Annotated in this window: 12 protein-coding genes; all 12 read left to right on the top strand. The window is 43.4% G+C overall.

Going from position 1 to position 15,122, the window contains the following annotated elements:
• Positions 1-32 precede the first annotated feature (32 nt).
• The 12 genes from DESACI_RS20035 (at position 33) to DESACI_RS19980 (ending at position 15,085) form a co-directional block, all read left to right on the top strand.
• Positions 33-998 carry a phosphodiester glycosidase family protein gene (locus tag DESACI_RS20035; protein ID WP_014829047.1) on the top strand — a complete coding sequence of 322 codons (966 nt, stop codon included), beginning with the start codon at positions 33-35 and terminating at the stop codon, positions 996-998.
• A gap of 85 nt (positions 999-1,083) precedes the next feature.
• Positions 1,084-2,352 carry a hypothetical protein gene (locus tag DESACI_RS20030; protein WP_014829046.1) on the top strand — a complete coding sequence of 423 codons (1,269 nt, stop codon included), beginning with the start codon at positions 1,084-1,086 and terminating at the stop codon, positions 2,350-2,352.
• Positions 2,353-2,428: 76 nt separating this feature from the next.
• Positions 2,429-2,629, top strand: a complete 201-nt coding sequence (locus DESACI_RS20025) for a hypothetical protein (protein WP_014829045.1) — start codon at positions 2,429-2,431, stop codon at positions 2,627-2,629.
• 255 nt (positions 2,630-2,884) lie between these two features.
• Positions 2,885-3,580: a response regulator transcription factor gene (locus DESACI_RS20020; RefSeq protein ID WP_014829044.1), complete on the top strand. Its 696-nt coding sequence runs from the start codon at positions 2,885-2,887 to the stop codon at positions 3,578-3,580.
• Positions 3,558-4,970 carry a sensor histidine kinase gene (locus tag DESACI_RS23245; RefSeq protein ID WP_014829043.1) on the top strand — a complete coding sequence of 471 codons (1,413 nt, stop codon included), beginning with the start codon at positions 3,558-3,560 and terminating at the stop codon, positions 4,968-4,970. Before DESACI_RS20020 ends, DESACI_RS23245 begins: the two co-directional genes overlap by 23 nt.
• Positions 4,971-5,201: 231 nt before the next feature.
• Positions 5,202-5,873, top strand: a complete 672-nt coding sequence (locus DESACI_RS20010; RefSeq protein WP_014829042.1) for a PsbP-related protein — start codon at positions 5,202-5,204, stop codon at positions 5,871-5,873.
• A 1-nt stretch (position 5,874) separates the two neighbouring features.
• Positions 5,875-6,540 carry an ABC transporter ATP-binding protein gene (locus tag DESACI_RS20005; RefSeq protein WP_014829041.1) on the top strand — a complete coding sequence of 222 codons (666 nt, stop codon included), beginning with the start codon at positions 5,875-5,877 and terminating at the stop codon, positions 6,538-6,540.
• Positions 6,533-7,198, top strand: a complete 666-nt coding sequence (locus DESACI_RS20000; protein WP_014829040.1) for an ABC transporter ATP-binding protein — start codon at positions 6,533-6,535, stop codon at positions 7,196-7,198. The genes DESACI_RS20005 and DESACI_RS20000 overlap by 8 nt, the downstream gene beginning before the upstream one ends.
• Positions 7,192-9,846 carry an ABC transporter permease gene (locus DESACI_RS19995; protein WP_014829039.1) on the top strand — a complete coding sequence of 885 codons (2,655 nt, stop codon included), beginning with the start codon at positions 7,192-7,194 and terminating at the stop codon, positions 9,844-9,846. Before DESACI_RS20000 ends, DESACI_RS19995 begins: the two co-directional genes overlap by 7 nt.
• Positions 9,847-10,308: 462 nt before the next feature.
• Positions 10,309-10,938 carry a histidine kinase dimerization/phospho-acceptor domain-containing protein gene (locus DESACI_RS19990; RefSeq protein ID WP_085939241.1) on the top strand — a complete coding sequence of 210 codons (630 nt, stop codon included), beginning with the start codon at positions 10,309-10,311 and terminating at the stop codon, positions 10,936-10,938.
• Between the two features lie 175 nt (positions 10,939-11,113).
• Complete coding sequence (locus DESACI_RS19985) at positions 11,114-11,935, top strand: undecaprenyl-diphosphate phosphatase (RefSeq protein ID WP_014829038.1); 822 nt, start codon at positions 11,114-11,116, stop codon at positions 11,933-11,935.
• Between the two features lie 639 nt (positions 11,936-12,574).
• The gene (locus DESACI_RS19980; RefSeq protein WP_014829037.1) at positions 12,575-15,085 is read left to right on the top strand and encodes an ABC transporter permease; all 2,511 of its coding nucleotides are present in this window, start codon (positions 12,575-12,577) and stop codon (positions 15,083-15,085) included.
• Positions 15,086-15,122: the final 37 nt, after the last annotated feature.

Below are 15,122 nucleotides of genomic sequence, written 5' to 3'. Positions count from 1 at the left end.
ATTTAGTTTAGAAAAGGGGAAGACTTTCTTACATGAAAAGAAAACGCAGAATTCGAGTGAAAGTAATTATTACATTTTTAGCCTATAACCTCATCCTTCTTATGATCTTAGCTCCGTTTGTTTTGTTCTGGGGTCCTTTTCAGGCGCTAAAAGTAATGGCAGTTGGTTCAGTTTATACTTCCCGTCATCCTCAGGTTGTCAAGGCATTTCTCTCCCAAGCAGAAATCGACCGAATTATGAATCAGAATGATGCCCAAGGAGTTAGCAGCAGTCAAAGCATTGGGCGTAAAAAAGTAATGGCTGATGCCAGTTCCGGTATTACCATTGAAGATATTCAAGGTCCAAGCTTCAAAGGGAAAGTAATGCTCATTAAAGACCCGAAGCGCGTGAAGGCAGCGGTTACTAAAGAGATTGGCGTAACGGGTGAAAGAGTCAGCGATCTTGTAAAGGATACGGGAGCAGTTGCCGGTATTAATGCGGGGGGATTCTACGATCCTAATGGCAAAGGAAATGGAGCATTTCCAGACGGGCTCACCGTGCAAAATGGAAAAATAGTCCACAACAATGTGGGCAATCAGGCGGTTAATATTGTGGGGTTTAATGATCAAGGCAAATTGATTATCGGAAATTTGACTGCAGCACAAGTAGCTCAGAAACATATCCTTGAAGCGGTTACCTTCGGACCGAATTTAATTGTCGATGGAAATCCTGTCATTTCAGGGGATGGTGGCTGGGGGATTGCGCCTCGCACAGGAATTGGGCAGATGGCTGATGGAACGGTGATTTTTGTGGTTATTGACGGCAGACAGCCAACTTGGAGTATTGGAGCAACCTTACGGGACCTGATGAATGTTTTCGAAAATTATCATGCCGTCAATGCTGTTAACCTTGACGGCGGCTCTTCATCAGAACTTGTCTATAATGGACAAGTTGAGAACAAGCTCTGGGATATTTTCGGGGAACGCTATATTCCTACTGCCTTTGTCGTAACTCCTTAGGGTTTGCTTTCAGCTAATTTATTCAGGAAGACTTGGCCTGATAACGTTAAGGTCGTCTCTGCAAAATATAAAGGAGAAATCTGGGATGAAGAAAAGATTACGTACTTTTTTTGTTTGGACATTCACTTCCGTATTACTGCAATTTGGCGGTTATTCTATTTTAAATAACCAAGTCCAAAACGTTTTATCACCGCCTGGGGTCACTGCCCAACCGATAACGACTCAGATTAAAGCCACTATCCCTGCCGCCGATCTTACAAATATTAAGGTTTCCTATGCTAAGGATTATGTCGCTTATATGGAAAACGGTACCTTGAAAGTTTTTAATCTCAAACAAAATAAAGTAGTCTTTCAGAAAGCACCGCCAAGTCATGATAAAGGTTTAGGTGTTCTCATATATCAATGGCTGCCGGACCGCAACATGTTACTGTATTTCTATGCTAAGAAAAACCCTCATTCGGTAACTTATAGGACCGTTTACTCTCCCAAAAGAACGATTCAAGTACCGGCTCCAACGTCTGGTTCCACCCAGCTCATACCGAAAACAGAAGATCCCAATCAAAAGATCGCCCGGGAAGTTCCCCAAACCGTTACAAAAGAGATATCCGGGGCGCCTCATCTTGAAAAGCAATATGGAAATCCGCAAATCACTGAGCTCTATTCCCTGGATCTCCCCAATAGCGATGAGACCACTGCACCTGACGATCGCTTTAATCAAACAATAAACTCGTTCCCTGCCGGAGGTAAAATCGAAAACTTAGTTGTCTCCACGTCCACTAATTTGATGTACCTAACGGTAAAAGGTGTGTCGAAAGAATTGCTTTTGGAAATCGACGTGATGAAAAACGTTCGTACCTTAAGCAGATCGGGAGAGACCATTGACAATATGGCGGCCTCAGACCGGTATGGAACGCTTTTTCTGGATAGTGACGAAGGCGGAGTTCACCGCGTTATTGCGCTTGACGGCAGCAAACGGCAAGTCATTTCTGAAAATAACAATGAACGAATACTAGGTATAAAAGATGGAAAAGTGTATATCGGAGAGGTACAAAATAAGCAGTTGATTAAGGTTAAAACTACACCTGACCTCACTCACATGGCGAGCAGACCCTCACTGACCACAGAATGGGAAGGTGCGATTCCTTTTAACAGTAATACGAATACTCTAATTGGTGCCAAAGGACAACTGATAGCTTATGATCAGCGGACCGCCTATATTGAAACTGCAGGTCATTTGAGTGAGGTTAAATTGCACGGAGATGACAATTACATCTCGTCAGATGGGGCTGAGCTCATTCAATTGACCAAGCAAGGGAACTCGACTTTGGTAGAGTTACAGCCGCTTCAGTCTTAATCTTTCTTTAATGTTAAAGGATTAAGATTAAGACTAAGACTAAGACTAAGACTAAGTCTGAAAGGAGGTGAATTATATGATTACAGGAATCAGCAGTAACAGTATGTTGCCCAGAATGGCAATGGTTAACCAAAATGTTGCAGTGAGAACAGGTGCCAGCGAAGAAGCGAAGGAAAGCATGAGTGAGCGGATAGCTGAAGCTCGATCTTCATCGGCTAAGCCGGCCAATATGCCAAGTCCAAGCCATTTGGGGAACAAGATTGACCATCTAGCATAATTTGCTACGTCTGGGGTTCAGGGCTGCGGCATTGCCTCCTTTGAACCCTTGGACGGAAGCAAGTTCTTTGTAAACCAAGGGGATAATGTATTTGTCTTTTAATATTGAATATTGGATTCTAATCCGCTTAATGATAAATTAATGGTTGGGTTGAGAATTTGAAATAGATCCCAGTACGCCTTAGCTTAGAAATTAAAAGCTGAAGTCCGATAGTGCGATATGGAGATGGTGATACGAAGGAGGCTGTCGAAAATCATGCAGGAAACAATTCTCAAAGTATTATTAGTTGAAGATGACCGTGCTATTGCTAAAGTCATAGCGTTGGAATTAGAACATCATGGACATAGTGTTGTATTGGCAGCGGAGGGAAGGATGGGGCTTGATATGGCCTTAACGCAGGAATGGGATGTCATCCTTTTGGACCTTATGCTGCCTTTTCTCAATGGCTATGAAATTTGCAAACAAATACGAGCACGCAAAGATACCCCAATTCTGCTCTTGACTGCGAAAGATGAAGTTCAGGATAAAGTCTTTGGTTTGGATATTGGCGCCGATGATTATTTGACAAAACCTTTTGCCATGGATGAATTAATGGCTCGGATTCGCGCCGTATTACGGCGTAAAAATCCGCCGGTTAAGAAAAATTTAGGCCAATTAACCTTTCGGGAACTTGAACTTGATACCCAAGCCTATCAAGTTTATTTTCGAGGTGAGGAAATTAGTTTGACCAAAAAGGAATTTGAACTATTGACCATGTTTTTAGAGCATCCGAACCGAGTTTTGTCACGGGAGCATATTCTGGAAAACGTTTGGGGGTTCGATTTTTATGGGGAATCGAATGCCGTTGATGTATATGTGCGCTTTTTACGCGGCAAGATTGACGAACGCTTTGGAGTTCATTACTTTCATACGGTGAGGGGAGTGGGCTATGTCCTGCGAGCCGAAGACTAGGTCGATTGGGAAATTCCGGCTGCCTGGATTTAAATGGGGTTTGGCCTGGAAGATAACACTCTGGTATATTCTCCTGCTTCTTTTGACGGTGTTTATTCTCTCGACAATTACATATTGGGGTAACAGCCAGGATTTACATAAAGAAAAAAAGCAAGTGCTTGAGACGACTGTTTCTCGTGTGCTCGGTACACTGGATGATTCCACGGATGGGCAGGCGGGAGATATTCATGATCCTGAGGCTTTAAATGACAATGTCCCCAAAGGTGTGACAATACAACTGACTTCCTTGCAAGGCAAGGTGGTTCAGAAGAGAGGTAATGTTCAGGTTCAGCTGCCCATCGAGCAACAGGCTGACCCAGAAGTGAGGAACCTTGACGGTAAAGATGTCTATTATATAGCTCGGCCGATTATGTCCGGCGGGAAACTCATTGGTACGCTTCAAGGTGTTGCTGATTTGGAAGATGTGGAACTCGCCGAAACTGTGCTTTTGCGCCAGTTACTGTGGCTTGGCGGTTCTGCTTTACTGTTGGCTTCTCTCGGAGGATTGTTTTTATCCCGAAAGGTACTGACCCCATTGGCTGAGCTGAATCGGGAGATTTCGCTTTTGACAGCTAATGATCTTAACCGGCGTCTGCCGCTGCGGGGAAGCGGGGATGAACTTGATTTGTTAGGACAGAATTTCAATCATATGCTGCAGAGGTTAGAAACTTCGTTTCAACAGCAAAAGCAATTTGTAGCCAATGCTTCTCATGAACTGCGCACGCCGTTGATGGTCATCCGCGGGCATGCAGATATTTTACAGCGCTGGGGAGCCGAGGATCCTCTCATTGTACGTGATTCTGCCACCGCTGTGATTGAAGAGACAAAGATGATGACGAAATTAGTGGAAAATCTTTTGACCTTGGCTCGGGAAGAGCTGTATCTGAATTTGGTTCCTCTTAATTTAAGTGAGCTTATTATTGAAAGCGCCAGAGATTTGCCTTTTCTGCGCTCCTATACTGTTAAATATGACCTGCTTCCGGATATCGAGTTGAAGGGAGATGTTCTCTATCTTAAACAACTTATCAGAATCATTCTGGAGAATGCCGGCAAATATGTACCGTCAGGCGGGTTGATTGGGATATATTTGCAGAAGATCGAAAATAACGTAAGGATTGTTATTGAAGATAATGGGCCCGGTTTTCCGCCTGATGCTCTGGAATTGATCTTCGACCGATTCTATAGGGTTGATGAGGCCCGTTCTCGCGAAATTCCGGGACATGGGCTTGGGTTAAGTATTGCCAGAAGGATTGTTCAAGCTCATGGAGGAAGGATTTGGGCAGAAAACCTGGAACCCCGTGGGGCGCGGTTTTGCGTGGACCTTCCTTACAATACGGTGGTCACACTATGAGCAGATTTTCATCATTAAGTATTGCAAATGGGTAAAGAGCATTCATGTCTTCGTTGTTATTGATTCACCCTATTATTTAGCTGGATTCCAATCGGAGTCCAGTTTTTTCTTTATAGATTTTAAATCCTTCGTTCATTATTCTTTAATCTTGCAATGATACATTAAAGCTGAAAGGAGACGATGTTAGCAATGGTAAAACATGGAGAACAATCGAGAAGCAAGGAGGTACATATGTCTAAATCAATAGGATTGGTCATTGTTGTTACTACGATTTCGATGACTGCGTTACTCGGCGGCTGCGGAACGAATAGTTCGCCGGCTCCACACATGGCCCCCAAAGCCATGTCGTCTGCAAATAACATCGGGACAACCCAGCCGTCGCAAACGGCTGCTGTGACAGGATCAAGCTCGGAAAAAGCTGTGGCACCGGAAAAAAATCCGACAGGTGATATTCCGGATACTCAAGCCTTTGTAAACTATACTTCTGCTTCGGGCGGGTATGATCTTGTCGTGCCGGAAGGATGGGGGCGCACGATTAAGGGCAGTGATGTTATATTCCAGGATAAGTTAAATGGTGTGCAGGTTGCCGTCAGCCAAGTATCTTCCCAACCTACTGTGACGAGCGCGAATAAGAATCAGGCGGCGGAACTGCAGAAAACAGGAAGGGCCGTCACTATTAAACGTGTAAAACAAGTAAATTTATCCGGCGGCCAGGCTGTTTTAATTGCTTATGACTCGAACTCCGTACCCGATCCGGTAACCGGCAAGCAGGTAAGATTGGAGAACAATCGGTATCTCTTTTATAAAAATGGCAAGCTGGCAACTTTAACCCTTTGGGCACCGCTGGGTGCTGATAATGTGGACCAGTGGAATCGGATGTCTGCAAGCTTTACGTGGAGGTAATATGGGAATCATTGACGCGTTTGATCTCTATCGCTTTTATCATACCGGAGAGGAAGAAACTTTGGCCTTACGCGGAGCAAATATCCATGTGGATTCCGGCGAAATCGTGGCTGTGATGGGACCTTCGGGGAGCGGAAAATCGACCTTAATGGCTTGTCTGGCCGGGTTGGATGAACCGGACGGTGGATATGTGGAATTATTAGGCAAACGTATTACCCGAAGACCGGAAGCAGAACGAGCTGCTATTCGTGCTCAAGAGATAGGAATTGTACTTCAGTCAGGAAATCTGTTCAATCACCTGTCGGTGGAAGAGAATATTCGCTTGCAAATGCAATTGGGACATAAGGTCGATGAAGAACGTCTGACAGAGCTCTTGAAGCAGGTTGGTTTAGATAAACGGCGGGAGGCCCGCCCTACCCGGATTTCAGGCGGGGAACTTGCCAGAGCTGCTCTGGCGGTAGCCCTTGCCAACAGCCCGAAGGTACTCATGGCTGATGAGCCGACGGGTGAAGTGGATGCAGAGACGGAGAAAAAGATTCTGGATCTCTTCGAAAATTACCGCCGGAACGGCGGTGCTGCAATCATAGCAACCCACAGTGAAGCATTGGCAGCTCACGCTAATCGTATTCTCAGGGTATTTGACGGGAGGATTGTTAAGTATGATTGAGTCCCTCGTTGAAATGCAAAAGATTAGTAAGATTTATTATCGCGGAGATGTAGAGGAGACTGCTTTAGTGTCGGCAACTTGTTCTGTAAAACCAGGGGATCGAATTGCTCTGGTAGGCCCTTCCGGCAGCGGCAAGTCCACCTTGCTGCATCTGATGGGAGGGTTGGATCATCCCAGCTCAGGGAATATCTCCTGGCCGGGACTAGGAAGTTGGGCGAACCTTCGCCCGCAAAAGATCAGTTTCATTTTTCAGATGCAGAGTTTACTGCCCCCGCTGACCGTGGTGGAAAATGTTGAACTGCCGCTGCTTTTGGGACAAATAGAAGCGATCAAAGCTCGCAAAACTGCCTTAGAAACTCTGAATAGAATGAGGCTGAATATCATTGCCGATAAGCTTCCTGAGGAACTTTCCGGCGGTCAGGCCCAGCGCGTTGCGGTGGCCCGGGCCTTAGCCTCCAGGCCGCAGCTTATTCTGGCTGATGAACCAACGGGTCAGTTGGATCATCCCACAGCCCAGCATTTGTTTGATGTACTGCTTGACTCACTGGAAGGGTCAGATACAGCCTTGGTAGTAGCAACTCATGATCAGGCTATTGCCGAGCGGATGAACACAATCTGGCAGATGCAGCACGGTGTTATGGAGGTAGTTACATGTTGAGAACATGGTTTAAAGGAATTTTAACCTATCGTCAAGGACGTTTGCTGGGCTCTATCAGCGGTGTTGCGCTTACTGTTGCCTTGCTGGCCTCTCTGGGAGCATTTATCGCTTCTGCCGGTGCTTCGATGACCCAGCGAGCTGTTCAGGAAGTTCCTGCAGACTGGCAAATTCAACTTTCCCATCCTTCGGATGCCAATGCCGTTAAAGCGGCTATCGGTAAGGCAACGCCTTATACAACTTTAGAGCAAGTTGGATATGCTGATGTCAAGGGATTAATCGCCAATACCGGTGGGACTGTGCAGACAACAGGACCAGGTAAAGTACTGGGAATCAGTGCAGCCTACCGTGCTAACTTTCCCCTGGAATTTCGGCAGCTCGTAGGGTCGAGTCAAGGTGTGCTTGTTGCCCAGCAAACAGCAGCCAACTTACATGTCAAGCCGGGTGACCGGGTGACCATTGAAAGAGTAGGGCTGCCTCCCAGTGAGGTAATTGTGGATGGCGTTGTGGATCTCCCTAACGCAGATTCCCTCTTTCAAGCCATTGGGTTACCGGCGGGAGCAGCGCCACAGGCTCCCCCGGATAATGTACTTCTGCTTCCCGAGGCTCAGTGGCAGAGAATTTTTGGACCGCAGGCTGCGGTGCGGCCTGATTCCGTACATGCCCAATTTCACGTCCGAATTAGCCATGCTTTACCGGCTGATCCCGCTGCTGCCAATCAATTTGTGCAGCAATTGGCGCACAATCTGGAAGCCAGAATTGCCGGCCGGGGCATCGTAGGGGATATTCTGGCGACCCGTCTCGGGAGTGTTCAAGCGGATGCAGCTTATGGCAACGTACTCTTTTTGTTTTTAGGTTTGCCGGGAGCTATTCTGGCAGTTCTGCTAACTATGGCTATTGCATCATCAGGAACAAATCGGCGGCGCAAGGAACAAGCGTTGCTAAGGATAAGAGGAGCCTCTGTGCAGACCATTATAGGGCTGGAGGCTATTGAAGCTCTGATTGTGGCGCTCGGAGGTGTGGTACTCGGTAATGTTCTGACCCTTGGAATTCATAGGATGTTCATGCCGGGAAATGAACTAATAGGTAAGAGTTCTCTGTTCTGGACAGTAAGTGCATCTCTCATGGGTTTCGTCTTAGCCATCGCTGCCATCCTATATCCTGCTTGGAAAGAGATACACCATTCCACAGTAGTGTCGGCGCAAGCGACTGTAGGCCGAGGGCGCAAAGCTCTATGGCAGAAAGTCTATTTGGATGTTGTTTTATTGGTTATCTCCGGGGTTGAGTTTTGGCGAACAGCTAGTACAGGTTATCAGGTTGTCCTGGCTCCGGAAGGGATCACTACAACATCGGTAAATTATGAAGCCTTTGTGGCTCCCTTGTGTTTTTGGCTTGGTGCAGTTTTATTTTCGACTCGCTTTTTGGAAGGATGGATGTCCGGAGGACGCAAGTTACTGGCCCGGCTGCTTAATCCTGTTGCCCGTGAGCTTTCCGGAGTGGTGTCATCATCCTTATCCCGGCAAAGATTACTCATTGTCCGCGGGATTATCTTAGTAGCGTTAGCGGTATCCTTTGCCGTATCAACGGCGGTTTTCAATACCACATACAATGCCCAGTCTCATGTTGATGCTGAATTGACGAATGGTGCTGATGTAACCGTTAGCGGTTCAATAATGTCCGCCCCCAGTACGCGATTCAGAGAATTAAAAGCGTTGCCCGGGGTTGCCGCTATCCAGCCGATGCAGCATCGGTTGGTCTATGTGGGCAACGATTTACAGGATATGTACGGTATTGATCCGCAAACTATCGGCCAAGCAACGAATATCGCCAATGCCTATTTTGCCGGAGGCAACGCCCGGGGAGTCTTGGCGGAGTTAGCAAAACAACCGGACGGTGTTTTGGTCTCGGAAGAAACGGTAAAAGATTACCAACTTAAACTCGGGGATAAAATCAATCTTCGTCTCCAGAATATTAAAGACCATCAGTATCATATAGTACCGTTTCATTTGATCGGGATTGTCCGGGAGTTTCCCACGGCACCGAAAGACTCGTTTTTGGTGGCCAATAGGAATTATATTGGGCAGCAAACCGGATCGGACGCCTCAGAAATTGTCTTAATGCGGGCGAAGGGTAATCCTGAGGCTCTTGCTTCCCAGGCAAAAGCTGTGGTGAGTACATTGGCCGGCGCCAAAGTGACTGATATTAATTCCACTCAGCGTACTATCAGTTCAGGCTTGACAGCCGTGGATCTTCATGGGCTTACGCGGCTGGAATTGGGGTTTGCCGTTCTGTTGGCTGCAGCCTCGACGGGGCTGATTTTAGCTCTCGGTCTGGCCGAACGGCGGCGGACCTTGGCTGTACTCGCCGCTTTGGGAGCAAAGAAGAGACAGCTCGGGGCATTTGTTTGGAGTGAAGGCCTTGTTATCTTGACGGGGGGCAGCCTTTTAGGTATCATATTGGGTTTCGGGGTGGCTGAAATGTTGGTCAAGGTGCTAACGGGAGTTTTCGACCCTCCGCCTGAGGTTCTCTCTATACCTTGGGGCTATCTGGTATTATTGGCGGCGGCAGCCATTTCTTCCACGGCAGCTGCGATTTTCGGTACAAATCGTCTATTTCACCGACCGGCGATTGAGGAGATGCGCAGCCTCTAACTGATTTAAAGAGAACGAACAATTATAGAAGCGATTTATTAGAACAAAACCTATAGAAAAAGATTAAGTAAAACCTTTGAAAATGAAAAGAGCGACCCACGCCTGAAATTAAAATCATTAAATAAGGAAAATTAATAAAGTTATCTGTTACTTTGCCTTTTATATCTTGCTCCTTACAAAGTTAATATAAGGTTTATTTAGTTCGCTTCAATATGGAGATAACGATTGAACATAGTCAAAATATACCATGCACGAAACTGAAGACGAGTCATAAAACAGCCTTGGTCCTTGAACCAAGGCTGTTTTCCTCTTTGCTGATAAAGTATTTTTAATTAATCCTAGTCTTAGAAAGTCGATTGATGTGGAGTGTACTATCTCTTGGTGCTGAGATATTTTTAATCAAACTTTAATCTAATTTCATACGAACTCGCTGACATTTCCAATAATTATTTACGATAGGTTCTGGGTGTCTATATCACCATTGTTTTTGTTTTATCAATTCTCATTATTTCTGTAACAAATGGCATTATTTCTGCAAAAATATTTAAAAAAATTATTGTTCCCCTTGATATGCTTAATTATGGAGCAGAACAAATTAAAAACGGTAATCTTGATTTTGAGATTAAATATGAGAATAGGGATGAATTCGGATCTGCGATATCAAATTTTGATGAAATGAGGGCCAGACTGCATCAATCCATTCAGGCGCAGCTTAAATATGAAGAAGATCGCAAAGAACTTGTTGCAGGAATTTCACATGATTTAAGAACTCCTTTAACGGCGATTAAAGGATATGTTAAGGGACTCAAGGACAGCTTTGCCAATACCCCGGAAAAGCAACAACGCTATTATGATATTATTTACAAAAAAGCTTGCGAAATGGATGTCTTAGTCGATCGTTTGTTTCTCTTTTCGAAATTGGATACGGGGCATCTTCCTTTTTATTTTCAAAAAGTCAATTGCAAAGAATATTTTGATGAGCTATTAAACCAGATGACTGTGGACTATGAAAGAAGCGGTCTGAAAATATCCTATTATAATCGTTGCCATTGTCGGTTACCTGACTGTTACTCGGAGAGATGTCCAGAATGAACACGCCGCTTAAGGATGTTTTTGTTATTATGCCTGGCTTGGTGAATTGAGATCTTTATCGAATTTTAACACCGATTTAACAGAGATAGACAAGCATTCCCTCTTATGTAATATTATAATTAATAGGGAAGGCTAATAGCCTGAACATTAATAGATAGGGAGGCTAGCTCAAGTAATGACTTTATTACAAACGATTATTATTGCTATTGTCCAAGGTATCACTGAGTTGTTTCCGATTAGCAGTGTGGCTCATAATGTGTTTACCCCTTATGTCTTTCACTGGAATCTTAATCCTGAGTTCTTAAAGATGAATTTTTTACCTTTCGTAGTTATGCTTCATCTTGGTACTGCACTGGCCTTATTGATCTTTTTCCGGGACGACTGGATGAGAATAATCCGTTCAATTATTAATTCCGGCAAAGAGGTTTCATTACGTTTGCTTTTGTTACTTCTGGTTGGGACGATTCCGGCAGCTTTGATCGGGTTTGTTTTAGAAAAACATATTACCAATATGTTCAGCAATGTGACAACAGCCGCCATCTTTCTAATTATTAATGGTCTGTTATTATTTTTTGGTGAAAAAATGAAGAAGCGAGGCACGAAAAGCATCAATGACTTATCTTACGGGCAGGCGGCAGTCGTCGGCTTATTTCAAGCTTTGGCTTTGGTTCCAGGCTTTTCTCGTTCCGGAGCAAGTATGACAGCAGGATTTTGGATGGGACTTAAACACGAGGAGTCCGCACGCTTTTCTATGTTGTTAGCCACTCCTATCATTGCCGGAGCCGGCATACTAGAAGTTCCAAAGCTGATTAAACACAGTTCCCATGGTTTATTCGTTAATTCCCTAATCGGCGGTCTGTTTGCTGGATTATTTGCCTATATTGCTGTAACAATTTTAATGCATTGGTTTAAGAGGAAAGAGATTAATGCCATGAAGCCTTTTGCTTATTATTGCTGGATTGTAGGTGCTTTAATTTTGCTATCTCATTTTATTTGAGTGTATAATTCTTTAAACTATTGATGAATCATCACTTATAGTTTTTTTTATATTTCTACCGAGGGGCTTTCGCAAATACTTAAAATTTTTTTGCTGCTATTACCCTAATGGATAGTGCCATGGCTTCGACTTTTTGCAGTGACCATCCAGTTGACGCCGATATCGTCATTTGGATTTTTAAAGATTACCCAAAACACAGATTTATTTATTGCCATAGCGAAAATTAATATATAAAGATAAACTAGGTGCTTTAAGATGAGCGCCTAGTTTTTTTATAACAAAGTCCGTCGAAAACAATAGATTGCAATTGATTGAATCTACTTCTATTGTGAGTATCTTCTTGTTCATCTGCAACGATTGAGAAGACCCGACATAACGGTGATTAAATTGATAACTTCGATATCCGCGCCACCTTGGCTTGTTGGGCTTTTGTAAGGAGATGAGTTAATGATGACTAAATCCAGCATCACACTGGACGTTGCCGTCCGAGCACTTGTTTATTTCTGGTTTATTTTTGGTTTATTAAAAGTTTATCTCTTCTTTATTAGCAAGTTATTCCTATCCTGTAGTATATATTGAGCGGTTAAATAGAGTTTCATCGAAAGAGGCCAACCGCGGCCCAAAATGGGAGGTGAAAACTTGGGTCTGATTTTTAAATTTGTGCTGAAAAATATCAGTGAAAAGAAATCCCGAACGTTATTAATTATTTTATCGATACTGATTTCTTCGGGACTCTTCTTTTCATCAAATGCTTTTGCTGCATCAATATCTAAAATGTATGATGAAATGCTAAGATTGTCCACTGGGACATCAGACATAATTGTCAAAGCAACTATGAAATCTCCTTCGCAGTTTTTTAGTCTAAGATACGCTCAAGATTGTAATGACCAAACCCAGTACGTTATTGGTGCTATTAATGAATCTGCTAATTACAAACCAATGATCAATGAACAATCTGTTGCTATTAACCTTGAAGGAATCACTTTAGAAGATCTTCAAAGGTGGAACCCTATTTCCTTTGCAGCAACCTATCATTTAAATTCTTTCGCAGGCAAAAAAATTATTATCAGCCAAAATACGGCCTTGAAGTATGGCTTAAGAGCAGGGGATACCCTGGATATAATGATCAATTCCAATAAACAGAGGTTTTTAATATGTGGTATTGCAAATCCGGTAGGAATTTTTACTGATGAAAGCAAAGGCCTTAATGCTATTGTGCCCAAAGATGTTCTCGGAAAGTTATATTCGGAGGAAGGCAAGGTTAATTGCGCCTACGTCAAAGTAAAAAAATCAGCTGATTTGCCGCAAGTGATTAATTCTCTTTCTCAAGTGTACAACAAATACGATGTAAAGGAAGCATTTTCACCGGAGCAGATCGCCAGTCTGACGAATCAGATCATTACCCCGTTTAAATTAGTTGTTGCCATCGTAACCTTTATGTGCATGTTTATCATTTATTCTTCATTTAAAGTGATCATCGCAGAGAGGCTGCCTGTTATCGGAACGTTACGCAGCATTGGAGCTACGAGAAGAACAACGAATTTTATCCTTCTTCTCGAAAGCGCCTTATATGGTGCTATTGGAGGTTTGCTTGGCTGTGGAGTGGGGATAGGATTACTTTACTTAATGTCATCCGCCATCTCAAGCGGTTTTGCCCAAGGTGCCGGCGTTTCTGTTCAGGTCAATCCGCTCTTATTGCTAAGCACCTTAATTTTCGCCTTTATCCTATGTCTATTCAGTTCTCTCTTGCCTATCATTCAGGTTTCAAGAATTCCTGTCAAGGATATTGTCTTAAATTCAATTGAAAAAGTAAAAGACAAGAAACTAATCAATGTCGTACTAGGCTTGCTTTTCCTTACGACGTCCATTGTCGTGCCAAAGTTCGCCTTCGGGAAAATGGCCATCGTTGCGGATACTGCTTGCCTTGTTATCTCGATAGCCGGAATTTTTTTGCTGGTTCCGTATCTAATCGCATGGTTTATTAAACTAACGGAAGGGATCTATACCTTGGTATTTGGAAATATAGGGACTCTTGCTTTAAAAAACCTGCGGGACAATAAAAGCATGATGACAAGTTTATCCCTTCTGATTATCGGGGGAGCAAGCCTCTTGATGGTCAACACCTTTTGCAGTTCTTTATCAAAACAGCTGGTCAGTATTTACGTTGATTACCAGAAATTCGATGTATTAATCGAAAAGATGGATAATAATGTGGATAAAAACCTTGAACACTTACTTTATAGCGTTGATGGCGTAACCGGTGTGTACAGGTATTTTGAGAAGGACGATATAAAAATTACGAATAAAAATGGAAGTATTGGAACTATCGCTGGGATAGATATCACAAAACATTTAGATTATATGAGAATTGATTCAGATATGAACCTCACAGATGAGCTGAAGCAATTGGAATCGGAAAGAAGCATCCTGCTGACGTATACGTTGCGTGACAAATTTAATCTGAAGATAGGCGACGTACTTGACTTGAAAATGTCCGAAGATAAAGGGTCTATTCCCTATACGGTCATTGGCTTTTATAATACCGCAGAGAGCTTTGGCGATATCGCTTTGGTTTCTGAGAAATACTTTCAAGCGGATACCGGTGGGCAATATAATGCAAAAATTCTTGTCAAGACTTCTAAAAATCCACGTGATGTGGAAAATGCCATTAAAAACGACTACGGTCAATATCATTTCAGTATACAAACAAGGCAAGAAGAGCAGGCGGGTATTTTGCATAAGATAAATCCAATTCTTAGCATATTGACGGGCTTCTTGGTGTTGGCTATGTTTATCGGGCTTATTGGGATTTTCAATAACTTCATTATCGGTTTTATTTCGAGAAGACGTTCATTGGGAATTTTGAGGTCTGTGGGCATGAATAAACTCCAAATGATGAAAATGATATTAATTGAATCTGCAACAGTGGGGATTTTGGGAGGCATCACAGGAGTCCTTGCCGGAATACTCCTGGCAAATAATATGACGTATATTTTGCAAGCGATCAGTATGAGGATTGTCATGCAATACTCCTTAAGTTATATGGCTGCATCAATTATTGTCAGCTTCGCTGTTGCAGTTATTGCTTCTGTAAGCCCCGCTTTAAAGGCTTCCAAAAATAGCATTATTCAGTCTATTAAATTTGAATAACCATAAGTCACCCTATTAATTTAAATAGCTGCATTAG

Source organism: Desulfosporosinus acidiphilus SJ4 (assembly GCF_000255115.2).
GTDB lineage: Bacteria > Bacillota > Desulfitobacteriia > Desulfitobacteriales > Desulfitobacteriaceae > Desulfosporosinus > Desulfosporosinus acidiphilus.
This window is presented reverse-complemented; position numbering and strand designations above follow the sequence as displayed.